The following is a 21,625-nucleotide window of genomic DNA, read 5'->3' on the forward strand; positions in this document are numbered from 1 at the left end:
AGCATGCTTAGCTGGCCATTCCCAGACCGACAATGTTTGCCGCGACAATGATCACCACGCAGCCGAGGCTTAGCACGCTGACCGGACGACGACCCGCGTTTTTCCACTCTTTCAATACCAGACCGACAATCCCGCCGCACAGAACATAGAAGCTCATGTGCAGCATCCAGCTTACATAGTCATACTGCGCCGGAATACGTGCGTGGCCCCAGGCGTAGAAGAAGAATTGCAGATACCACATCAAGCCACCAAGCGCAGAGAGCAGCACGTTGGTGATAATCAGCGGTTTGGCTAACGAGAAGTCGGCTTTTATCGACAAGTTCTTCACTTTTGCCAGACGAATGAAGCAGAAGCCCAGGTTAACAAGCGCGCCACCGCCCATAATGACCACATAGCTAGGCAGGGCGACATACAGCGGATCGACGCCCAACGCGGCGGCGGCATCGTGCATCGGTTTCGCTGCGTTCATCGCAAAGGACATCCCGGCGGAGAAAATACCGCACATGACGGCCAGAACCAGACCTTTTTTCAGGTTGAAATCTTCCGCTTTGATGCCCATTTTGCGTTCTTTTAACTGACCGGCACGGGTAACAATGCCTACGCCAATCAGCGCGACCAGTACGCCAAGCAGCGTCATGCGGCCACCAGAGGTATTGATCAGTACATCAAAATTGCCGTTGATAATCGGGGTCATCAGCGTGCCGACAATCAGCGTAATACCTATCGCAATCCCGATACCCATCGACATACCGAGATAGCGCATGGTCAGGCCATAGTTGATATTGCCAATCCCCCACATTGCACCAAACAGAAATACCGGAGCCAGTGTGGAGAGGCTGAAGGAGCTGAAGTAGGCCCAGAAATCGGGAAGTAACATGGCGCTGATGGTCCACGGCAGGATTATCCAGGAGACGATCCCGCCAACCGACCACATCGTTTCCCATGACCAATGTTTGACTTGCTTGAACGGGGCATAGAAACAGGCGGCACTGGCTGCCCCTATCAAATGCCAAAAGATACCCATCGTAATCGCGTTACTCATGACTTAATCCTCGTTATTTTTTATCGTCGGTAATGACCCCTCCGACCTAACGAGTTTAAAAATTACGCAGGTGGTTAACCTTTTGACGATTGCCGCCCTTTTGCGCATGTTGGCAATTATCACGTTAAGTGGGTGATTCGGCTCACATCTTTAACAATGGGTTTGATTCATTAAGACCCTGTAAAAAGTACGGCATTGATAATCATTTTCAATATCATTTAATTAACTATAATGACCCAACTGCTTACGCGGCGTTAACACTGGCCGCCCGACAATACTGGAGATGATTATGAGTTATACACTGCCATCCCTGCCGTACGCTTATGATGCCCTTGAACCGCACTTCGATAAGCAGACGATGGAAATCCACCACACCAAACACCACCAGGCTTACGTAAATAACGCCAACGCTGCGCTGGAAAGCCTGCCTGAATTCGCCAGCCTGTCCGTTGAAGAGCTGATCACCAAACTGGATCAACTGCCAGCAGACAAGAAAACCGTACTGCGTAACAACGCGGGCGGTCACGCTAACCATAGCCTGTTCTGGAAAGGCCTGAAAACCGGTACTACGCTGCAGGGCGACCTGAAAGCGGCTATCGAACGTGACTTCGGCTCCGTTGACAACTTCAAAGCTGAATTTGAAAAAGCAGCGGCAACCCGCTTTGGCTCCGGCTGGGCGTGGCTGGTTCTGAAAGGTGACAAACTGGCTGTTGTTTCCACCGCCAACCAGGATTCACCGCTGATGGGTGAAGCTATCTCTGGCGCTTCCGGTTTCCCAATCGTGGGCCTGGACGTGTGGGAACACGCTTACTACCTGAAATTCCAGAACCGTCGCCCGGACTACATCAAAGAGTTCTGGAACGTTGTGAACTGGGACGAAGCTGCCGCGCGTTTCGCAGCAAAAAAATAAGTTCTACGCTTTAACAAAAAGCCCTGCAAGCGATGCTTGTGGGGTTTTTTTGTGATCAAACTCAATATAAAAACAATGATCCACTTAAATTGAAACAAGGTTTTATTATGCGAGTGGGATCACTTTTATAGTCTCTATGAATGTCTATCTTCTTTTCATCAAGACGGGCGCATCTCAAAGCAAGATGCAATCGCCCATAAAAATTGCCCCATTTTTATGTCTACAGGTGATGGAAATGCAGATCAAACGTACGATAGAGAAAATCCCAGGCGGTATGATGCTGGTGCCGCTTTTCCTGGGCGCGTTGTGTCACACCTTTTCCCCCGGCGCCGGGAAATATTTCGGCTCCTTTACCAACGGTATGATCACCGGTACGGTACCTATCCTGGCAGTCTGGTTCTTTTGCATGGGGGCGTCGATCAAGCTAAGCGCCACCGGCACCGTGCTGCGTAAATCAGGTACGTTAGTCATAACCAAGATTCTGGTGGCGTGGGTGGTTGCAGCGATTGCTTCACGCATTCTGCCGGAACATGGTGTAGAGGTCGGATTCTTCGCTGGGTTGTCTACGCTGGCGCTGGTGGCCGCGATGGATATGACCAACGGCGGGCTGTATGCCTCGATTATGCAGCAGTACGGCACCAAAGAAGAGGCCGGGGCGTTTGTCCTGATGTCGCTGGAGTCTGGCCCGCTGATGACCATGGTGATTCTGGGAACCGCCGGGATCGCTTCGTTTGAACCGCACGTATTTGTTGGTGCAGTATTGCCGTTCCTGATTGGCTTTGCGCTGGGGAATCTGGACCCTGAACTGCGGGAGTTCTTTAGCAAAGCGGTGCAGACGCTGATCCCGTTCTTTGCCTTCGCATTAGGTAACACCATTGATTTGAGCGTGATTGCGCAGACCGGCGTGCTGGGTATTCTGCTGGGCGTGGCGGTGATTATCATCACTGGTATTCCATTGATTATCGCCGATAAACTGATTGGTGGTGGCGATGGTACGGCGGGGATTGCCGCTTCCAGTTCCGCGGGGGCGGCGGTTGCTACGCCTGTGCTGATTGCTGAAATGGTTCCGGCATTTAAACCGATGGCACCGGCAGCAACTTCCCTGGTCGCCACGTCGGTGATTGTGACCTCCATTCTGGTGCCGATTATCACGTCTATCTGGTCGAAAAAGGTCAAAGCAAGGGCGGCAGAAATTGATATTCGTGGTACCGTGAAGTAAGTCTCTTAAGCCGGATGGTCTGCTCCATCCGGCTTAATTATTTACCCTTTGACGACAAACACCTCATCGATTGTTCGGCACTCACTCTCGTTCAACTCTCCACCGGCATTACGTGACACGCCGGTACAATAGCCAAATTTACGCGATACCACGGTTTTGATGGTGGTGACAAAATCTTCGCCAATGGCATAGATGGACATGTAGGTGCCAATCTGGTCCTGAATATCGCGAAGCGCTGCCAGGTCGCCCTGTTTAAACGCTTCCCGCGCGCTGACAAACAGTTCCGGCATGACGTTGTTCAACCCTGAAATAATCCCCGCGCCACCTGCCAACAGGTTGGGAATGTAGTATTCGTCATAGCCGGACAGCACGGCAAAATCCTCCCGCACGGCGCGGGTGGTCTGAATCATACTGCGGGTATGGGACTGGCAGTCGACGGTGTCTTTAATGCCAGCAAAATTCGGGAACTCGGCGGCGAGGGTAGCTACCAGTTCGGGGGTTAAATCGCAGCCGGTGCGTGCCGGGAAGTTATAAGCAAACCATTTGCCGCTGAGTTTCTGCCCCAACTGACGGAAGTAGCTCAGCAGCTGTTTCGCTGTTTGTCCGTAGTAGTAGGGTGGCAGGATCATCACGGCATCGTAACCTGAGCGATACGCTTCCTGCGCCATCAATAAAACATCATTCTGGCAGGTGGATGAGACGTTGGCGACCATCTTTAGCGGGCTCATGGCACGGGCTTCGCGGATCAGCAGCAGCCTTTCTTCGAGCGTAAAGGAGGCAAATTCCCCGATGCTGCCCATCAGCAAAATCACGTCGATTTTGGCCTCGGTAAGGCGTTTGAGATGTTGGCTTAGACCGTTGAGATCGATCTTTCCATCATTGTCCATTGGCGTAATGGAAGGACACCAGACGCCAGCAAATTGCGATTGACCAGTCACGTTGTCGACTCCTTATTTGAAATGATGTTTCAAAACCAGCTTACATTGATAGCATGTGTCCCTAACTTTCATGTGAACCGTGCTCTCATTTTGAGCGACTGGGGTAAAATAAATGTGGTGTAATGGGGGAAATTTATCGGGAGAGGGAACAGATGCGATATCCGGTCGATGTTTTTACGGGCAAAGTTCGGGACTACACGGGAAGCCGTCCCAGCGCGATTGCTAAAGTCCAGATTGACGGTGAATTGATGCTGACTGAACTGGGACTGACGGGGGATGAACAGGCGGAAACGAAAATTCATGGCGGGCCGGATCGCGCGCTGTGTCACTACCCGCGTGAACACTATCAGCACTGGAGACAAGCGTTCCCGGAGCAGGCGGAGCTATTTGTCGCCCCCGCGTTTGGTGAGAACCTCTCTACTGAGGGGCTGACTGAAGAGAATGTGTATATTGGCGACATTTTCCAGTGGGGAGAGGCGCTGATTCAGGTCACGCAGCCGCGCTCGCCGTGCTTTAAGCTGAATTTCCATTTTGGCATCAGCGATATGGCCAGCCAGATGCAGGATGTGGGTAAGACAGGCTGGCTGTGCAGCGTCATCGCGCCTGGTCAGGTGTCAGCAGACGCGCCATTGATCCTGGCGTCACGCGTGAGCGACGTCAGCGTACAGGAGGCAATTGCTATCGCCTGGCATATGCCGTTTGATGATTCGCAATATCACCGTCTACTGTCGGCTGCCGGGTTATCAAAAAGCTGGACCAGAACGATGCAAAAGCGTCGTTTAAGCGGCAAGATCGAAGACAATTCCCGCCGTTTGTGGGGAAAATAAACCCACCTTAATCTTGCAATTAAATCAGGTGGCGACACCTGATTTACCTCTCCCCGTGGTTCATCTCTCTGCGTACCAAACCGGGCAAAAACCTGACGGTCACGGTTTGCTTCAAAGCCATTCTTGATACCTGGTCCACAAAAAGAAACTCTGCGTTGAAAAAAAACTTGAGTATTTCCTGCACTCAAATATCTTAGCTTCAAATTGGTTTAAACCAGATGAGCAAAATGAAAAAGAAAAACAATGTTGATGTGCTCAGAGAGCGCTTTGAAAGCTGGTTAAACGAGAAGAATTTACCAGCGGGGTCCAAATTGCCCTCAGAAAGGGAGTTATGTGAGCTGCTGGATGCAAAGCGTATGACCTTACGTCAGGTTCTGATTGAGCTTGAGATCGATGCGCGTATTTTCCGCAAGAACCGCAGTGGTTGGTTTATTTCATCGAAGCGATTTATTTATAACCCTAAATCACTTTCCAGCTTCAATGCTGAAGCCTGTGCTCAGGGACGTAAGCCTTTTTGGGATTATTTAACCAAAGAAACCATTGATACAGTTCCGCATCATGTTGATGATGTTTTTCTCTCCTCCGGCGATCGCTATTTAGTTACCGGCTGGTGCGGTCTTGATTCACATAAAGTGTTTTACCATGAATCCTATATTGATGCCGCTGTTGCGCCAGGATTCATTAATAAATTGGGCAATCAGTCTTTTGCCAGCGTCTGGGAAGATGCGTTTGGCCATGTTTTAAATATCAAAGAAATGATTTTTAAACCGGTTAATATGCCAGAAGTGGCCTGCAAAGAGCTGGGTGTTGCGCCTAATACGTATGGAATTTTAGTAGAAAAACATCGGGCTACCCGAGATAAAAAAGTGGTTCAGGTTGATTTCGAATACTGGCGACTTGAATCAGTGGAACTTGTTATTCGCGATGAATGAGAAAAATAATGGGAAAATGTAACCAAGAACTTCTTGCGGAACGCGCGAGAAATATACCGCTGTACCTACATGCTTATGCTTTTCATCTGAATATGCGCTACGAGAGAGTCCTGCCGGGGGATCTTCTGGATATTGCGCATCAGCAAAAATTGAAGGGTGTAAAAATACATGTTGAGGATGGTGAGTCCCAATCACTGCAGAAACTGAACGATCAGCAGCTACACGATTTTAAAGAGAAGGCCAAAGAATATAATCTGGATGTGCATATCGAAACGAGCGCATCGGATAAGGCGACATTGACGGATGCCATCCGTATTGCTGTTGCTACTGGTGCAACTTCAGTGCGTTTCTACCCGCGTTATGAAGGGTATCTAAACGATGTTATGGCGAAGATTGCCAATGATATTGCGTGGCTGTCTCAGTATGACGATTGCGGACTAAGCTTTACTATCGAACAGCATGAAGATCTGCAAGGCCATGAGCTGGTGACGCTGGTTAATAATAGCGGGATGAAAAATCTCTCTATTCTGTTTGATTTTGGCAACATGATTAATGCCAATGAGCAGCCGCTTTCTGCGTTAGAGGTTATGTCTCCTCTGATCACTCAGGTGCATATCAAAGACGCAAAAATTATTAAAGAAGGTAAAGGCTGGGGGCATGAGGCTTGTCGTTCAGGACACGGCGATTTACCCATGGAAGAGATGCTTAAGGCATTATTACTTTTAGGTGAAGATAAACCGCAAGTACATGCTTTTGGCCTGGAAGAAGAAGTTGAATATTATGCCCCTGCATTTCGCTTCGACGATGAGGGTGATAATCCATGGATCCCATGGCGCGATGCAAGTTATACGCCGCTGCCTGACAGCAACATGATTGATGCGCGACTGGCGCAGGAAAAAGAACATGCTCTTGCCCAAATAAAATATATCCGTGATATATGTGACAAGTTTATAGGCAATTAATTAGTTTTCTTAAAATATTATTAAATGCGGAAAGGATTATGAAAATAATCCCCTGACGTTATTAATTATACAATTTAATTTAGATATTTCTCTCAACAAGCAATGAGGGTTTAATCATGTTCATGAATAAATGGGCAAGGCTCTGTTTTTTGATTTTAGGCGGCGGCACGATATTCAAGCTTTCGAGTATGAAAGATGTTTTCTATGTGCCAATGCAGAATGACTGGGGTTTAACTAATACGCAAATTGGGTTGAGCTTTACGGTTTATACGATTGTTCAGACAACCGGACTTTTTCTTTCTCTCTATATCGCAGACCGTTACTCCAAGAAAATATTATTACCGTTCGGTCTGATTGGCGTTGGGTTATGTGGCTTATATCTGGCAACGCTACCGTCATTTACCGGTTATCTCATTTGCTTTGCCGCGATGGCTTTCTTTGCCGACGTGGTTTATTGGCCGGTATTGCTGAAAGCCGTTCGTTTGCTGGGAACGAAAGAAGAACAAGGACGCATGTTCGGCTTTTTAGAAGCCGGACGTGGCGTAGTGGATGTTATCGTTGCATCTGGCGCTCTGTTTGTCTTCGTCCAGTTTGGTGAAGGTAAAGCGGGGATGCAGGCGGGCCTGTTGTTCTATACGGTAATTACGCTTGTGGCAGGTATTGTGACGTACTTTATTGTCGATGATGACAAAGTGAAAGGCGGCGAGAAAACCAGTGCCAACATGGAAGTGTTAAAGGGTATCAAACATGTTTTGTCCTGCCCTAATGTTTGGCTGGCTTCTTTAGGTATTTTCTTCGTTTATGCCGCGTACTGTGGACTGACTTACTTTATTCCATTCTTAAAAGATATCTATATGCTGCCGGTAGCGCTCGTCGGTGCGTACGGCATCATCAACCAGTATGCGTTAAAAATGGTAGGTGGGCCGATTGGTGGAATGTTGGCAGATAAAGTTGCTAAATCACCGACAGTGTATCTGAAGTGGACGTTCCTGATCTCTGCTGTGGCGATGCTTGTGTTCATGCAGTTACCGCATCAAACAATGAACGTGTATATCGGTATGGCGGCGACATTAGGGTTCGGAGCGATTATCTTCTCACAGCGCGCCATTTTCTTCGCGCCAATGGATGAGATCGGTACCCCACGTGAGTATGCGGGCTCGGCAATGGCGTTTGGTTGCATCATCGGTTATATGCCAGCGATGTTTGCGTACACGTTGTACGGCTATTTGCTGGATACCAATAGCGGCATCACGGGCTACAACTATGTCTTTAGCGTGATGATTGCATTCAGCTTAATGGGCTTTATCTGTTCGACCATTCTGGTGAAGCGGATTAAAAAGCAAAAGCTAGCGGCGGCAGAAGTGACAGCATAAAGTGAGAGCTTCCCCGGCACGAGGCTACCGGGGAAGCCTGTTAAGCGCGTTTGTACAGCGGCAACCAAATCACCAGCCGTAAACCACCCAGCGGGCTGTCTTCGGCCTTCACCCAGCCACGATGCTGCTGGATTGCGGTTTCAACAATCGCCAGACCCAGACCTGTTCCGCCAGACTCGCGATCGCGCGCCTCATCGGTACGATAGAACGGACGGAAAATCTGTTCTCTGTCTTCAGGGCTAACGCCTGGGCCATCGTCGTCCACGGTGATGGTAATCCCGTCGATATCCACCGCGAAGCCAACTTCAATCTTCGTATGTGAATAGCGCAGGGCATTGCGCACAATGTTTTCCAGCGCGCTTTCCAACGCATTTGGGTTACCGTACAGCGGCCACGGACCCGGCGGGAAATTCACCGTGAGTGATTTACCCATCTGCTCAGCTTCAAAGGCGGCGTTATCCAGCACTTCGCCCCACAGCTGATTAGCTTTCACTGTTTCACTGACCAGCGCGTTTTTCTGCTGATTACGTGACATCACCAGCAGGTCGTTGATCATGCTGTCCAGTCGGTGTGCTTCTGTTTCAATGCGCTCCAGCTCTTTGCTCTCACCGCTACGACGGCGCAGCAGAGCGGTGCCCAGTTGCAGACGCGTTAGCGGTGTTCTCAGCTCGTGAGAGATGTCCGACAGCAGGCGTTGCTGTGTGGTCATCATCCGTTCCAGCGCCGTAACCATCTGGTTAAAGCTCGCGCCTGCCGCCAGGAACTCCTGCGGACCGGCTTCCAGCTCAGGATGTTGACGCAGGTTACCCTGAGCCACTTCATCCGCCGCGTTTTTCAACTTACGCGCTGGTTTCGCCAGACTCCAGGCAAGCCAGAGCAATAGCGGTGAGCTGACTAACATGGTGACGATCAGCAACAGCAGCGGTCGGTCGAACAGCAGGTTGATAAAGTCAGATTGTGAGCTGCTGGCAGGTCGTATGAGATACAGCTGGTAGTTATCTTCACCGTCTCTGACGGAGAAAGGCCCGACCATCTCAACGCGACCGTATTTTTTCTTTTGCGGATGGTCGGCGTTATCGGCCTGACCAATAAAGTTACGAATGATCTGCATTTCGTTGCGTTCTGCGCCGATCACGCGTCCTTCCGTCGTAACAAGTAATAACCGCTGTCCTGGCGGCGCCCACTTGTCTATCGCCCGAAACAAGCGACGCCACCACATCAAATCGTTGGGTGGATCGTTCGCCAGTTCAGCTTCAACATGTTGCTCAATCATTAACCCCTGGCGCTGCTCGCTGTCCAGTAGCTCGGTCATCTGGCGTGAGTCGAGCTTGGGTAACATCAGTACCAACATCAACACCAGTGCCAGCGTCAACCAGAAGATGGCAAAGATGCGTGCGGTTAAGCTCCCTATCATGAAGCGGAGACCATCAGGTAGCCGCGACCACGCAGGGTTTTAAACCACGGGTGTCCGTCTTTACGCTCTGGCAGCTTACGACGCAGGTTCGAGATATGCATGTCGATCGCGCGATCGAAAGGCGTCAGGCGTTTGCCCAGCACTTCCTGGCTCAGGTGCTCACGCGAAACCACCTGACCGAGATGCTGAGCCAGCAAATAGAGCAGGGTGAATTCGGTGCCGGTTAACTCCAGAATTTGCCCGTCAAAGCTGGCTTCCTGGCGACCCGGATTAAGGCTTAACGCATCTACTTCCAGCGTCGGCGAGCCGTTATCGCTGTTCTGCTGCTGTTCGCTCCAGTGCGAGCGACGCAGAATAGCGCGGATGCGCGCGACCAGTTCACGGTCGTTAAACGGTTTAGGTAAATAGTCGTCCGCGCCCAGCTCAAGGCCAAGTACGCGATCCAATTCGCTGCCGCGAGCGGTCAGCATGATTACAGGTGTCTGGTGTGTCTGACGAAGTGCTTTCAGCGTATCAATGCCGTTTTTCTTCGGCATCATGACGTCGAGCAAAAGTAAATCGATGCTGTCATCCAGAAGCTCAAGCGCCTGTTCCCCATCATAGGCAACCAGCACATCGAAACCTTCCATTTCGAGCAACTCCTTTAACAGGGAAGTCAGCTCTCGGTCATCATCAACTAACAGGATTTTATTCATTGTTTACGTACCTCCGAGGCAGAAATTACGTCATCAGGCGTCGCTAATCTATGACTTTACGTTGTTTTACACCCCCTGACGCATGTTTGCAGCCCGAATCGTAAACTGTCTCTCGTTGAATCGCGACAGAAAAGATTTTGGGAGCAAGTGATGGGCAAAGTTACCGCTGCCGTCATGGCCTCAACGCTGGCACTCAGTACATTTAGCCATGCAGCTGAAGTCGTCACAGGCGATCACTGGCACCTGGGTGAAGGCTCATCGCAACGCAGCGTTCAGAGCCACATGTTTGACGGTATCAGTTTAACCGAACATCAACGTCAACAGATGCGAGATTTAATGCAGCAGGCAAGACACGAACAGCCTCCTGTTAATGTTAGCGAAATGGAGACAATGCATCGCCTTGTCACCGCAGAGAAATTTGATGAAAGCGCAGTGCGCGCTCAGGCAGAAAGAATGGCGCAAGAACAGGTTGCCCGCCAGGTTGAAATAGCCAGGATCCGCAACCAGATGTATCGCCTGTTAACGCCCGAGCAGCAAGCGGTTTTAAATGAGAAACATGAACAACGAATGGAGCAACTGCGCGACGTAGCGCACTGGAAAAAAAGCTCATCGTTGAATTTATTGAGTAGTAGCAACTCACGTTCCCAGTAGTAACCCTGTTTTCCTTGCCATAGACACCATCCCTGTCTTCCCCCACATGATGTGGGGGTTTTTTTTGCCTAAAATTACAGTGAATTACCAAAGATAAACAGCTACTTGCAGATAGTATTTGGAGCTGAAAACAGCTTTTGTTATGTGTGGCTGACTTCAATGTAACTTACTGCCTTTATGTAGAGCGGCGTGATCTGATAATAATGCTTAGCTTTTTCCTAAATCCAACACTTTTCCATCATTGGTAATGATAAATGTGTAGTAGTGATTTTTTCCATTTAAGGTATAGCTTGTACCATACACCACCCCTTTTTCTAAATTGACCGTGAAGCAGGTACTTGGGTAGATGAGATGTTTAAAATCGCCGACTAATAATTTTTTATCTTCTCTACCATTAGTTGACAGAATATAGCGGTTTAACACATCATTTTTATCTATGGTAAAGCAAACACGATTGCCATCTACGTAGATCGCCTGTCGTTCACCGGACTCTGCACCCTCTCTGCCTTTCCCTGGGCACCCGGCCAGAAATAAAAGTAAAGGGAGAAAAAAGAACGATTTCTTCATATCGGAAAGCTCCCGAGTACCTTTTCATATTTCTGCATTAATTCCAGCGCCGGTTCTTCTGGGTCATAATCACGGTAAACATACAGATCGCTATGCCCATCAAACCCATAGTGCTTTAACAACCAGTAATCGCTGACTAAGGATGCTTGTTGCTCCAGTCCGTAATCAAGTAGATTTTTTTCATTTAGGCTGTATGTATAGTCAGCTGCCCATGAGAACGCCCCACGTGTTCGTACCCACATTCCATATTGGTGCTGCCAAACATGCATCATTTCATGCAAAAAAAGATGCTGGGCATTTGGAGTTGGCTGTTTTGTTGGCATCGAGAAATCATCTTCGTATTTTATTGTTCTAAACCACATTTCGCCGTCAGGCGTCATCGCCTGACCTGGGTTTTGAGTATCAAAAGGAAGATAACTTTCCAGATGAACCCAAACCTGATGGTAAAGAATGCTGAAGCCAAAGAGCGAGTTTGCAAGATTTATCTCGCCAAGCCTTAACCTACGCAGACCTCCTTCTTGGATCGGTTTCCAGTCAATAGAATTAGGGTAATACGCCATCTTAATCCCTCAAGATATGTTGATTGAGCGTTTATCGTACACCTAAAGTAAATGAGGATTAGAAGTGTTACAGAGAGGCCTTAAAAATTCAGAATAAAACGTATTCAGGTGACGTATTGCTGCAACATTCCATCCCTGTCTTCCCCCATATGATGTGGGGGTTTTTTTTGCCCAAAATTTGTCCCTCGGTTATTGCCTGACTGTTTTACTTCATCCGTTATACTAGCGGCATATCCTGGCAGGAGTGTTTATGAATCAAACCTATGGGCGGCTGGTGAGCCGGGCGGCAATCGCGGCAACCGTGATGGCATCGCTGTTACTTTTGATCAAAATTTTTGCGTGGTGGTACACCGGATCGGTCAGTATTCTGGCTGCACTGGTGGATTCTCTGGTGGACATCGCGGCGTCATTAACCAACCTGTTGGTGGTGCGCTATTCGCTGCAGCCCGCCGATGATGAACATACGTTCGGACACGGAAAAGCGGAATCGCTGGCGGCGCTGGCGCAAAGCATGTTTATTTCCGGTTCGGCGCTGTTTTTATTCCTGACCGGGATTCAGCATCTCATTCAACCCACGCCGATGAAAGATCCCGGCGTTGGGGTGGTTGTCACCATTATTGCGTTAGTGTGTACAATCATTCTGGTCTCGTTTCAGCGCTGGGTAGTGAAGCGTACGCAAAGTCAGGCCGTTCGGGCAGATATGCTTCATTATCAGTCTGATGTTATGATGAACGGTGCGATTCTCATTGCGCTCGGGCTGGCATGGTACGGCTGGCATCGTGCGGATGCCTTGTTTGCGCTCGGGATTGGCATCTATATTTTATATAGCGCATTACGCATGGGGTATGAGGCAGTGCAATCTTTGCTGGATCGCGCTTTACCCGATGAGGAACGTCAGGAAATTATTGATATCGTGACGTCATGGCCTGGAGTCAGCGGCGCTCACGATCTTCGCACGCGGCAGTCAGGGCCGACCCGCTTTATTCAGATTCATTTGGAAATGGAAGATAATCTGCCGCTCGTTCAGGCGCATTTAGTGGCTGAACAGGTTGAGCAGGCAATTTTACGACGTTTCCCGGGATCGGATGTCATCATTCATCAGGATCCCTGTTCAGTCGTACCCAAGGAAGGCAAGATGTTTGAGCTTTCATAATTCGTTGTAAAAAAAGTGAACCGGGCCAGCATTTTGTGTATAAATTACCACCATTTGGCCTGACCTGAATCAATTCAGCAGGAAGTGATTGTTATACTATCTGCATATTCGTTGGATCGTTTCGATATGCGGAATCGACTTCCGGCAGCAGATTTCATTTTGCATTCCAAAGTTCAGAGGTAGTCATGATTAAGAAAATCGGTGTGTTGACAAGCGGCGGTGATGCGCCGGGCATGAACGCAGCAATCCGTGGTGTTGTACGTGCAGCGTTGACGGAAGGGCTGGAAGTCATGGGGATCCATGATGGCTACCTGGGTTTGTATGAAGACCGTATGGTCCAGCTTGACCGCTACAGCGTGTCCGACATGATCAACCGTGGCGGTACTTTCCTCGGTTCTGCTCGCTTCCCGGAATTCCGTGATGAAAACGTGCGTGCGGTAGCTATCGAAAACCTGAAGAAGCGTGGCATCGACGCCCTGGTTGTTATCGGGGGTGACGGTTCTTACATGGGGGCAAAACGCCTGACTGAAATGGGCTTCCCGTGCATCGGTCTGCCGGGTACTATCGACAACGATATCAAGGGCACTGACTACACCATCGGCTACTTCACCGCGCTGGGTACTGTCGTTGAAGCGATTGACCGCCTGCGTGATACCTCTTCTTCTCACCAGCGTATTTCTATCGTTGAAGTGATGGGCCGCTACTGTGGTGACCTGACCCTGGCAGCAGCGATTGCCGGTGGCTGTGAGTTCGTGGTGGTTCCGGAAGTGGAATTCAGCCGTGACGATTTGGTTACTGAAATCAAAGCAGGTATCGCGAAAGGTAAAAAACACGCAATCGTAGCGATCACAGAACACATGTGTGACGTTGACGAATTGGCGCATTACATTGAGAAAGAAACGGGTCGTGAAACGCGTGCAACCGTACTGGGTCACATCCAGCGTGGTGGTTCCCCGGTTCCTTACGACCGTATTCTGGCATCCCGTATGGGCGCCTATGCCATTGAACTTCTGCTGGAAGGTCACGGCGGTCGCTGCGTAGGTATTCAGAACGAGCAGCTGGTTCACCATGACATCATCGACGCTATCGAAAACATGAAGCGTCCGTTCAAAGGTGACTGGCTGGACTGCGCGAAGAAACTGTATTAATTGCAATTGCCGGATGGCGGCTTGCGCCTTATCCGGCCTACATGATGCAAATCGTAGGCCTGATAAGCGTAGCGCCATCAGGCAAAAACTCGACCCCATATATTCCCCCAAGTTATAGCAAATCTTTTTTTATTCTTTAATGTTTGGATGCCTTTCTGGCACGCTTTGCTCATCACAACACTACCTAAGAGAGCTGGGCGATGAACAAATGGGGCGTAGGGTTAACATTATTGCTGGCATCGACCAGCGTTCTGGCAAAGGATATTCAGTTACTTAACGTATCGTACGATCCAACGCGTGAACTGTACGAGCAGTACAATAAGGCCTTCAGCGCGCACTGGAAGCAGGAAACGGGCGACAACGTCGTGATTCGCCAGTCGCATGGTGGTTCGGGTAAACAGGCGACCTCCGTCATCAACGGCATTGAAGCCGATGTCGTGACGCTGGCACTGGCTTACGACGTGGATGCCATTGCTGAACGTGGCCGTATCGATAAAAACTGGATTAAACGCCTGCCGGATAACTCTGCGCCTTACACCTCCACCATCGTATTCCTGGTCCGCAAAGGCAATCCCAAACAAATTCATGACTGGAACGATTTAATCAAACCGGGCGTGTCGGTCATTACGCCAAACCCGAAAAGCTCCGGCGGAGCTCGCTGGAACTATCTGGCGGCATGGGGCTATGCCCTGCACCACAACAACAACGATCAGGCCAAGGCACAAGACTTTGTGAAGGCCCTGTATAAAAACGTTGAGGTACTCGATTCTGGTGCACGTGGTTCAACCAATACCTTCGTTGAACGTGGTATCGGTGATGTGCTGATTGCCTGGGAAAACGAAGCGCTGTTGGCAACGAACGAGCTGGGCAAAGATAAATTCGAGATAGTGACCCCGAGTGAATCTATCCTCGCGGAGCCGACCGTTTCCGTAGTCGACAAAGTAGTGGAAAAGAAAGACACCAAAGCGGTGGCGGAAGCTTACCTGAAGTATCTCTACTCTCCGGAAGGTCAGGAAATTGCAGCGAAAAACTACTATCGTCCACGTGATGCAGAAGTCGCGAAGAAATACGAAAACGCATTTCCGAAGCTGAAGCTGTTCACTATCGACGAAGAGTTTGGCGGCTGGACGAAAGCGCAGAAAGAGCACTTCTCTAACGGCGGTACGTTCGACCAAATCAGTAAACGATAAATAAGTCTTGATTTACCGACCCGGTGGCCTAACGCGACCGGGTTTTTTATTTGTCATGGTTTTGCGTTACTCTTGCCCTTCAATGGGATACAGGAAACGCGTAATGAAAAAAGCAGGCTATCTTTTACTGGCGGTGATTGTGGTCGCCGCCGCTGCAGGTATCGGGTACTGGAAATTCACCGGCAACCCGGACGCATTACGCCAGATCGTTCTTCAGCAATGCCTGCCGCACCAGTTGCAGCAGCAGGACCCCGCACCATGCGCAGAAGTGAAGCCGGATGCCGGATATGTTGTGTTCAAAGACCGTAACGGCCCACTGCAATATCTGTTGATGCCGACCTGGCGGATCAACGGTACGGAAAGTCCGCTGCTGTTGAAATCAGGCACGCCGAACTTTTTCTGGCTGGCCTGGCAGGCGCGTAGCTTTATGAGCCAAAAATACGGCCAGGAAATCCCTGACAAAGCCGTCTCTCTGACCATTAACTCACGTAGCGGGCGTACGCAAAATCACCTGCATATTCATATCTCCTGCCTGCGAACCGATGTCAGAAAGCAGCTGGATGACAACCTGGCGAAAATCAGCACCCGCTGGCTACCATTACCGGGTGGGCTGCGCGGTCATGAATATCTGGCACGTCGCGTCACGGAAAATGAACTGGCACAACGCAGCCCGTTTATGATGCTGGCGGAAGAGGTGCCGGATGCGCGTGAGCATATGGGCAGCTATGCGTTGGCGATGGTGCGCCAGAGCGACGAATCCTTTGTCCTGCTGGCTACTCAGCGCAATCTGCTGGCACTGAATCTCGCCTCCGCTGAGGAAATTCAGGATCATCAATGTGATATTCTGCGTTAACCCCACCTAATCTGGCGTTTACTCCGCATGCCTGTCCCCGTATTCTTGTTGAAAAAAACAACAGGAGACAGGCATGTCGCTCTGGCTTACACACCCTCTGTTTATCCCCTCTCTGGTGGTTGGTATCACCATTCTGCTCTGGGCTACGTCGCTGCTGCCGGAGTTTATAACGGCGCTGCTGTTCTTTGCCGTGGCGATGGTCGCCAAAATCGCGCCACCGGATGTGATTTTTGGCGGCTTTGCGTCCTCCGCATTCTGGCTGGTGTTTAGCGGCTTTGTACTGGGTATTGCGATTCGTAAAACGGGGCTGGCGGACAGGGCGGCGAGGGCGCTGTCATCGAGGTTGACTGATTCCTGGCCGTTAATGGTGGCGAGCGTAGTGCTGCTGAGTTACGCGCTGGCATTTGTAATGCCATCCAACATGGGCCGCATTGCGCTGCTGATGCCGATTGTCGCGGCGATGGCGAAACGAGCCGGAATTAACGACGGCACGCGCGCCTGGTATGGTCTGGCACTGGCCGTCGGATTTGGGACGTTCCAGCTTTCTGCGACGATTTTACCCGCTAACGTACCGAATCTGGTGATGAGCGGCGCGGCGGAAGGCTCTTACGGCATCCACCTCAATTATCTTCCCTATTTGCTGCTGCATACGCCGGTTCTGGGTTGGCTTAAAGGCGCGGTGCTCATTATGCTTATCTGCTGGTTGTTCCCTGGCAAGCCGCATGCGCCGCGCGATCTCACGCCGCCGGAGCCGATGAGCCGGGATGAAAAACGTCTGGCCTGGATGTTAGCGGTGGTGCTGTTCTTGTGGGTAAGCGAAAGCTGGCACGGTATTGGCCCCGCGTGGACCGGGCTGGCGGCGGCAGTTATCACATTGCTACCACGGGTTGGCTTTATCAATGGCGACGAGTTTTCCGCTGGGGTCAACATTCGTACCTGTATTTATGTGGCGGGTATTCTGGGGCTGGCGATCACCGTCACGCAGACCGGTATTGGTAGCGCCGTTGGCGAAGCGCTGTTACAGGTGATGCCGCTGGATGCGGAAAAGCCGTTTACCAGTTTCCTCGCGCTGACCGGTATTACCACTGCGCTTAATTTTATTATGACGGCGAACGGTGTTCCGGCGCTGTATACCACGTTGGCGCAAAGCTTTGCCGATGCGACGGGATTCCCACTGCTGTCGGTGATTATGATCCAGGTGCTGGGTTATTCCACACCACTGTTGCCGTATCAGGCTTCACCGATCGTGGTGGCGATGGCGCTCGGGAAAGTACCTGCAAGGGCGGGGATGCTGCTGTGTATCGCACTGGCGGCGGCAACATATCTGATTCTTCTGCCGCTGGATTACGCCTGGTTTACGGTGTTGGGAAAACTGTAGCTGTATCAAAATGTTAATTTTTTGTTTTGTGAGTGAGTGAATTGTATTATGCGCGGCAATATTGGTTAATGCCTGAGCGCAGATTTGCGCACTGGAAATTCAAGGATTGATTCATGGACAGTTTAACCCCCATCCGCTGTTGGCCTGCCATCATCTCGCTCGTGATTACGCTGACCATCTGGTTTGTTATCCCGTGTCCACCTGACGTAACCCCGCAAGCGTGGCACCTGCTGGCACTGTTTATTGGTACGATCGCTGCGATTATCGGTAAAGCCATGCCGATTGGCGCAATTGCGATTGTGGCGATTATGCTGGTGGCGATGACTGGCGTTACTAACCCCGGCAAACCCTCCGCGGCGTTGAACGATGCGTTGAGTGGTTTTTCTAACCAGCTAATCTGGCTGATCGGTTTATCCATTATGCTGTCGCAAAGTCTGTTAAAGACTGGCCTGGGAGCGCGTATTGGCTACGGGTTTATTGCGCTATTTGGTAAAAGAACGCTGGGCATTGCGTGGGCATTAACCCTTGCGGAAACGCTAATTGCACCCGTAACGCCAAGCAATACCGCGCGTGGCGGCGGCATTATCCACCCGGTAATGCGGGCGATTGCGGAGAGCCTCGGCTCGCAGCCAGGCCATGCCGAGAATGGCTCAACGGGCCGTTATCTCGCGCTGGTGAACTACAACATTAACCCGATCAGCTCGGCAATGTTCATCACCGCGACCGCACCTAACCCGTTAATCGTCAGCTTTTTGACGAAGGGGACGGATGGCGTGCTGAACATGACCTGGGGAATGTGGGCTATTGCGGCGCTTCTTCCTGCTCTGGTATCACTGGTTGTCATGCCGATTGTAATCTGGTGGCTCTATCCGCCAGCTATCACGCGCACGCCAAATGCGCCGCAGTTCGCGCGGCAAAAACTGGATGCGCTGGGTCCACTATCACTGGCAGAAAAAATCACCCTGGCAGTGTTCATTTTGCTGCTCTGCCTGTGGGCGGGTGTTCCAGCGATGCTGATGGGCAGTGCCTGGAGCGTAAACCCTACCAGCGCCGCGTTAATTGGATTGTCGATTCTATTGATGGCGGGCGTATTGAGCTGGGATGACATTCTTAAATGCCGCGGGGCATGGGATACGATAGTCTGGTTTGCCGCGCTGGTGATGATGGCAGATTTTCTCAGCAAACTGGGGTTGGTGGGATGGCTGGCAACCAGTGTTGGTAGTGCAATCGACCATCTTGGCGTGCACTGGAGTGTTGCAACGCTGCTGTTGATTCTGCTTTACGTCTACTCGCACTACTTTTTCGCCAGCACAACTGCGCATATTACGGCTATGTTCGCTGCGTTCTTCGCCGCAGGATTAGGCCTCGGCGCGCCACCAGCATTGCTTGGTTTAATGCTCGGTTTCTCCTCCTCTTTGATGATGTCGCTCACGCACTATGGCACGGGTACTGCGCCGATCATCTTTGGTTCGGGCTATGTCACGCTGGCGGAGTGGTGGAAAACGGGCCTGGTGATGAGTGTGGTCAACCTGACCATTTGGGGGGTGACCGGCGCCTTCTGGTGGCACTGGTTGGGATACTGGTAGTTAATACAGCGGGAGGAGGGTTCCTCCCGCCTTAACAACTTAAGCCTGTTTAGCGGCTTCTGCTGCTTTAACGATGACTGCGAAGGCGTCTGCTTTCAGAGAAGCACCACCAACCAGCGCACCGTCGATGTCCGGCTGAGCAAACAGTTCTGCCGCGTTAGCTGCGTTTACAGAACCGCCGTACTGGATGATAACTTGTTCAGCGATTTTCGCGTCAGCTTTAGCAATGTGGTCACGAATAAATTTGTGAACAGCCTGAGCCTGAGCAGGAGTTGCAGACTTACCGGTACCGATAGCCCATACTGGTTCGTAAGCGATAACGACGCCTTCGAATGCTGCTGCGCCCTGAGTTTTCAGAACCGCGTCGATCTGACGTGCGCAAACTTCTTCAGTTTTGCCTGCTTCGTTTTCTGCTTCGGTTTCACCGATGCACAGAACCGGAGTCAGACCTTGCTCTTTCAGCACAGCGAATTTTTTAGCGATCAGCTCGTCAGATTCTTTGTGGTAAGTACGACGCTCAGAGTGACCGATAATGATGTACTGCGCGCCGATATCTTTCAGCATTTCAGCACTTGTTTCACCGGTGAATGCGCCAGACAGGTTCAGATCAACGTTCTGCGCGCCCAGAATGATGTGGCTACCGGCAGCGGCGTGTTTCGCCAGGTCGATATACATTTCCGGCGGAGCAATTGCTACTGCACAGCCAGCAACGCCAGCCAGTTCTTTACGCAGATTAGCAACCAGTTCGTTTACCATGTGGCGGCTGCCGTTCAGTTTCCAGTTACCCATCACTAAAGGATGTCGCATTTCATTTCTCCACGCTTGTCAGCGAATTAAGGAATATGGCCGCCCCTCAGGGCAGCATGGTCTGTGAAACAGTATAGAGATTCATCCCCCGAAAGGCTTTGCTTTTTGTCATTTCCCCGTCATTCTCCACGTTGCAGGTGCGTTGGCTGTACTCTCTCACCCCAGTCACTTACTGATGTAAGCTCCTGGGGATTCGTTGCGTCGCCGCCTTCCTGAAACGTGAATAATTTAGGGGGAATTCGACCCTTCGAGGTTTTCAGATAGTGCCAGCTTAATCGGTTCAACAGCGAAGGTCAGCCCCTTTTCACCGTTATCTGCCACGACATAGCGAATTGCGCCTTCTGTTTCGGCGTAATAGTGCTTACCTTTGCCTGCGGCGAGCAGTTTTTGCAGCTTTTTCTGGCTCTGTTCCTTCGTCAGTAGTGGTGCGACAGTGCGGATGACGGCGGTCATGTATTCCAGCGCTTTCGCTTTAGCTGCCTTTTGCTCTGGTCCTTGAATTGGTAACCAGGTTATCTGCATGCTTTTGATTTTCAGGGTGCCGCGCTCAAGGGCGGAAGACGCATACAAGTTTTCATTGATTTTACTGGCCGCGCGGGTGAGATTTGCCCGATCGCGACTGCTGTCGATAGCGCGGAACTCATTCAGGATCAGCTTCGGATTCTGTGTATTAAAGTTTTCGCGAAACTGGCTAATCGACAGGTCAAAGGTCGGCGCGCCCGCCAGTAAATAGGGGGCTGTGGTTGCCGTCGATGGCTCTTTCGCCAGTGCCGCAGTGCTCGCGGTTAAGGCTGAAAACAATAATAAAAACAGTGTAAATCCGTGCTTCATCAATCGTACCTTTCATTCTCACTGCTCACGATTAAAACGGTAACCGTCGAGCTTGTCAAAAGGGTAAACTGTTCTGGAAGGTAATAATAAAGGAACTTACATGACCATACAGCAGTGGTTATTCTCATTTAAAGGGCGCATCGGGCGCCGTGATTTCTGGATTTGGATTGGCCTATGGATCGTCGGCATGCTGGTTCTGTTTTCGCTGGCGAGCAAACAATTACTCGATATTCAGACCGCGGCTTTTTGTCTGGTGTGTCTGCTATGGCCAACGGCGGCAGTGACGGTAAAACGTCTGCATGACCGAGGGCGTTCCGGAGCGTGGGCGCTGTTGATGATTCTGGCGTGGATGCTGCTGGCCGGAAATTGGGCGATGTTACCCGGCGTCTGGCAATGGGCGGTAGGCCGCTTTGTTCCAACGTTGATTCTGGTCGGTATGCTTATCGATCTGGGTGCGTTTATTGGCACCCAGGACGCAAATAAATATGGTAAGGATACGCAGGACGTAAAGTACAGAGCTGGCTCGTAGGCCGGATAAGCGCAAGCGCCATCCGGCAAAATGCCCGGGTGTTTACCGGGCAGTAAAACG

22 protein-coding genes are annotated in these 21,625 nt (G+C 50.7%); 14 read left to right on the top strand and 8 right to left on the bottom strand.

Going from position 1 to position 21,625, the window contains the following annotated elements:
• Positions 1-7 precede the first annotated feature (7 nt).
• Complete coding sequence (rhaT, locus tag OGY18_RS01265; RefSeq protein ID WP_003825242.1) at positions 8-1,042, bottom strand: L-rhamnose/proton symporter RhaT; 1,035 nt, start codon at positions 1,040-1,042, stop codon at positions 8-10.
• 289 nt (positions 1,043-1,331) lie between these two features.
• On the opposite strand from rhaT, the gene sodA reads away from it, so the two are divergent.
• On the top strand, positions 1,332-1,952 hold the full coding sequence (gene sodA, locus OGY18_RS01270) for a superoxide dismutase [Mn] (protein WP_003825239.1): 621 nt from the start codon (positions 1,332-1,334) through the stop codon (positions 1,950-1,952).
• A gap of 235 nt (positions 1,953-2,187) precedes the next feature.
• On the top strand, positions 2,188-3,171 hold the full coding sequence (kdgT, locus tag OGY18_RS01275) for a 2-keto-3-deoxygluconate transporter (RefSeq protein ID WP_003825237.1): 984 nt from the start codon (positions 2,188-2,190) through the stop codon (positions 3,169-3,171).
• A gap of 41 nt (positions 3,172-3,212) precedes the next feature.
• Here the strand turns inward: kdgT and OGY18_RS01280 are convergent, their stop codons facing one another.
• Positions 3,213-4,109: a dihydrodipicolinate synthase family protein gene (locus tag OGY18_RS01280; protein ID WP_148362602.1), complete on the bottom strand. Its 897-nt coding sequence runs from the start codon at positions 4,107-4,109 to the stop codon at positions 3,213-3,215.
• Positions 4,110-4,261: 152 nt separating this feature from the next.
• Here OGY18_RS01280 and yiiM point away from each other — a divergent pair, with 152 nt between their 5' ends.
• The 4 genes from yiiM (at position 4,262) to OGY18_RS01300 (ending at position 8,203) form a co-directional block, all read left to right on the top strand.
• Positions 4,262-4,936: a 6-hydroxyaminopurine reductase gene (gene yiiM, locus OGY18_RS01285; RefSeq protein ID WP_003825233.1), complete on the top strand. Its 675-nt coding sequence runs from the start codon at positions 4,262-4,264 to the stop codon at positions 4,934-4,936.
• Positions 4,937-5,163: 227 nt separating this feature from the next.
• On the top strand, positions 5,164-5,868 hold the full coding sequence (locus OGY18_RS01290; protein WP_079939316.1) for a GntR family transcriptional regulator: 705 nt from the start codon (positions 5,164-5,166) through the stop codon (positions 5,866-5,868).
• A gap of 8 nt (positions 5,869-5,876) precedes the next feature.
• On the top strand, positions 5,877-6,830 hold the full coding sequence (locus tag OGY18_RS01295) for a sugar phosphate isomerase/epimerase family protein (RefSeq protein ID WP_286551365.1): 954 nt from the start codon (positions 5,877-5,879) through the stop codon (positions 6,828-6,830).
• A 122-nt stretch (positions 6,831-6,952) separates the two neighbouring features.
• Positions 6,953-8,203, top strand: coding sequence for an MFS transporter (locus OGY18_RS01300; RefSeq protein ID WP_122973888.1), 1,251 nt, complete (start codon positions 6,953-6,955; stop codon positions 8,201-8,203).
• A gap of 40 nt (positions 8,204-8,243) precedes the next feature.
• On the opposite strand, the gene cpxA is transcribed toward OGY18_RS01300, so the two are convergent.
• The gene (gene cpxA / locus OGY18_RS01305) at positions 8,244-9,617 is read right to left on the bottom strand and encodes an envelope stress sensor histidine kinase CpxA (RefSeq protein ID WP_003028758.1); all 1,374 of its coding nucleotides are present in this window, start codon (positions 9,615-9,617) and stop codon (positions 8,244-8,246) included.
• On the bottom strand, positions 9,614-10,312 hold the full coding sequence (gene cpxR / locus OGY18_RS01310; protein ID WP_003028763.1) for an envelope stress response regulator transcription factor CpxR: 699 nt from the start codon (positions 10,310-10,312) through the stop codon (positions 9,614-9,616). Before cpxR ends, cpxA begins: the two co-directional genes overlap by 4 nt.
• Before the next feature lie 150 nt (positions 10,313-10,462).
• Between cpxR and cpxP the strand changes: the two genes are divergently transcribed.
• Positions 10,463-10,963 (top strand): cell-envelope stress modulator CpxP, encoded by a 501-nt coding sequence (gene cpxP, locus OGY18_RS01315; protein WP_008787022.1) that lies wholly within the window; start codon positions 10,463-10,465, stop codon positions 10,961-10,963.
• A 207-nt stretch (positions 10,964-11,170) separates the two neighbouring features.
• Here the strand turns inward: cpxP and OGY18_RS01320 are convergent, their stop codons facing one another.
• Complete coding sequence (locus OGY18_RS01320; RefSeq protein WP_284962597.1) at positions 11,171-11,530, bottom strand: putative T6SS immunity periplasmic lipoprotein; 360 nt, start codon at positions 11,528-11,530, stop codon at positions 11,171-11,173.
• Positions 11,527-12,090: a type IV secretion protein Rhs gene (locus tag OGY18_RS01325; protein ID WP_079939319.1), complete on the bottom strand. Its 564-nt coding sequence runs from the start codon at positions 12,088-12,090 to the stop codon at positions 11,527-11,529. Before OGY18_RS01325 ends, OGY18_RS01320 begins: the two co-directional genes overlap by 4 nt.
• A gap of 250 nt (positions 12,091-12,340) precedes the next feature.
• Here OGY18_RS01325 and fieF point away from each other — a divergent pair, with 250 nt between their 5' ends.
• The 6 genes from fieF to OGY18_RS01355 all read left to right on the top strand — a co-directional run bounded on the left by fieF (position 12,341) and on the right by OGY18_RS01355 (position 19,398).
• Positions 12,341-13,243, top strand: a complete 903-nt coding sequence (fieF, locus tag OGY18_RS01330; protein WP_003825216.1) for a CDF family cation-efflux transporter FieF — start codon at positions 12,341-12,343, stop codon at positions 13,241-13,243.
• Between the two features lie 185 nt (positions 13,244-13,428).
• Positions 13,429-14,391 (top strand): 6-phosphofructokinase, encoded by a 963-nt coding sequence (gene pfkA / locus OGY18_RS01335; protein ID WP_003825214.1) that lies wholly within the window; start codon positions 13,429-13,431, stop codon positions 14,389-14,391.
• Positions 14,392-14,591: 200 nt separating this feature from the next.
• A complete protein-coding gene (gene sbp / locus OGY18_RS01340; protein ID WP_008787024.1) occupies positions 14,592-15,581 on the top strand; it encodes a sulfate/thiosulfate ABC transporter substrate-binding protein Sbp in 990 nt (329 codons plus the stop codon).
• A gap of 103 nt (positions 15,582-15,684) precedes the next feature.
• Positions 15,685-16,434 carry a CDP-diacylglycerol diphosphatase gene (locus tag OGY18_RS01345; protein ID WP_020996109.1) on the top strand — a complete coding sequence of 250 codons (750 nt, stop codon included), beginning with the start codon at positions 15,685-15,687 and terminating at the stop codon, positions 16,432-16,434.
• 73 nt (positions 16,435-16,507) lie between these two features.
• On the top strand, positions 16,508-17,812 hold the full coding sequence (locus OGY18_RS01350) for an SLC13 family permease (protein ID WP_148362600.1): 1,305 nt from the start codon (positions 16,508-16,510) through the stop codon (positions 17,810-17,812).
• 113 nt (positions 17,813-17,925) lie between these two features.
• A complete protein-coding gene (locus OGY18_RS01355) occupies positions 17,926-19,398 on the top strand; it encodes a DASS family sodium-coupled anion symporter (RefSeq protein ID WP_003825206.1) in 1,473 nt (490 codons plus the stop codon).
• A 39-nt stretch (positions 19,399-19,437) separates the two neighbouring features.
• Here OGY18_RS01355 and tpiA read toward each other — a convergent pair whose 3' ends face one another.
• Entirely contained in the window at positions 19,438-20,205 is a 768-nt protein-coding gene (tpiA, locus tag OGY18_RS01360) for a triose-phosphate isomerase (RefSeq protein ID WP_003028783.1), read from the bottom strand.
• Between the two features lie 228 nt (positions 20,206-20,433).
• A complete protein-coding gene (locus OGY18_RS01365) occupies positions 20,434-21,036 on the bottom strand; it encodes a YiiQ family protein (RefSeq protein ID WP_003825203.1) in 603 nt (200 codons plus the stop codon).
• Between the two features lie 100 nt (positions 21,037-21,136).
• Between OGY18_RS01365 and OGY18_RS01370 the strand changes: the two genes are divergently transcribed.
• The gene (locus OGY18_RS01370) at positions 21,137-21,565 is read left to right on the top strand and encodes a DUF805 domain-containing protein (RefSeq protein ID WP_003825201.1); all 429 of its coding nucleotides are present in this window, start codon (positions 21,137-21,139) and stop codon (positions 21,563-21,565) included.
• Positions 21,566-21,625: the final 60 nt, after the last annotated feature.

Origin of the sequence: Citrobacter sp. Cpo142 (assembly GCF_030332425.1) — a bacterium.
Classification (GTDB): domain Bacteria; phylum Pseudomonadota; class Gammaproteobacteria; order Enterobacterales; family Enterobacteriaceae; genus Citrobacter; species Citrobacter portucalensis.

Coding starts and splice junctions, on each gene's coding strand:
- rhaT (WP_003825242.1), bottom strand. CDS start 1,042: ATGAGTAACGCGATTACGATGGGTATCTTTTGGCATTTGATAGGGGCA.
- sodA (WP_003825239.1), top strand. CDS start 1,332: ATGAGTTATACACTGCCATCCCTGCCGTACGCTTATGATGCCCTTGAA.
- kdgT (WP_003825237.1), top strand. CDS start 2,188: ATGCAGATCAAACGTACGATAGAGAAAATCCCAGGCGGTATGATGCTG.
- yiiM (WP_003825233.1), top strand. CDS start 4,262: ATGCGATATCCGGTCGATGTTTTTACGGGCAAAGTTCGGGACTACACG.
- OGY18_RS01290 (WP_079939316.1), top strand. CDS start 5,164: ATGAAAAAGAAAAACAATGTTGATGTGCTCAGAGAGCGCTTTGAAAGC.
- OGY18_RS01295 (WP_286551365.1), top strand. CDS start 5,877: ATGGGAAAATGTAACCAAGAACTTCTTGCGGAACGCGCGAGAAATATA.
- OGY18_RS01300 (WP_122973888.1), top strand. CDS start 6,953: ATGAATAAATGGGCAAGGCTCTGTTTTTTGATTTTAGGCGGCGGCACG.
- cpxA (WP_003028758.1), bottom strand. CDS start 9,617: ATGATAGGGAGCTTAACCGCACGCATCTTTGCCATCTTCTGGTTGACG.
- cpxR (WP_003028763.1), bottom strand. CDS start 10,312: ATGAATAAAATCCTGTTAGTTGATGATGACCGAGAGCTGACTTCCCTG.
- cpxP (WP_008787022.1), top strand. CDS start 10,463: ATGGGCAAAGTTACCGCTGCCGTCATGGCCTCAACGCTGGCACTCAGT.
- OGY18_RS01320 (WP_284962597.1), bottom strand. CDS start 11,530: ATGAAGAAATCGTTCTTTTTTCTCCCTTTACTTTTATTTCTGGCCGGG.
- OGY18_RS01325 (WP_079939319.1), bottom strand. CDS start 12,090: ATGGCGTATTACCCTAATTCTATTGACTGGAAACCGATCCAAGAAGGA.
- fieF (WP_003825216.1), top strand. CDS start 12,341: ATGAATCAAACCTATGGGCGGCTGGTGAGCCGGGCGGCAATCGCGGCA.
- pfkA (WP_003825214.1), top strand. CDS start 13,429: ATGATTAAGAAAATCGGTGTGTTGACAAGCGGCGGTGATGCGCCGGGC.
- sbp (WP_008787024.1), top strand. CDS start 14,592: ATGAACAAATGGGGCGTAGGGTTAACATTATTGCTGGCATCGACCAGC.
- OGY18_RS01345 (WP_020996109.1), top strand. CDS start 15,685: ATGAAAAAAGCAGGCTATCTTTTACTGGCGGTGATTGTGGTCGCCGCC.
- OGY18_RS01350 (WP_148362600.1), top strand. CDS start 16,508: ATGTCGCTCTGGCTTACACACCCTCTGTTTATCCCCTCTCTGGTGGTT.
- OGY18_RS01355 (WP_003825206.1), top strand. CDS start 17,926: ATGGACAGTTTAACCCCCATCCGCTGTTGGCCTGCCATCATCTCGCTC.
- tpiA (WP_003028783.1), bottom strand. CDS start 20,205: ATGCGACATCCTTTAGTGATGGGTAACTGGAAACTGAACGGCAGCCGC.
- OGY18_RS01365 (WP_003825203.1), bottom strand. CDS start 21,036: ATGAAGCACGGATTTACACTGTTTTTATTATTGTTTTCAGCCTTAACC.
- OGY18_RS01370 (WP_003825201.1), top strand. CDS start 21,137: ATGACCATACAGCAGTGGTTATTCTCATTTAAAGGGCGCATCGGGCGC.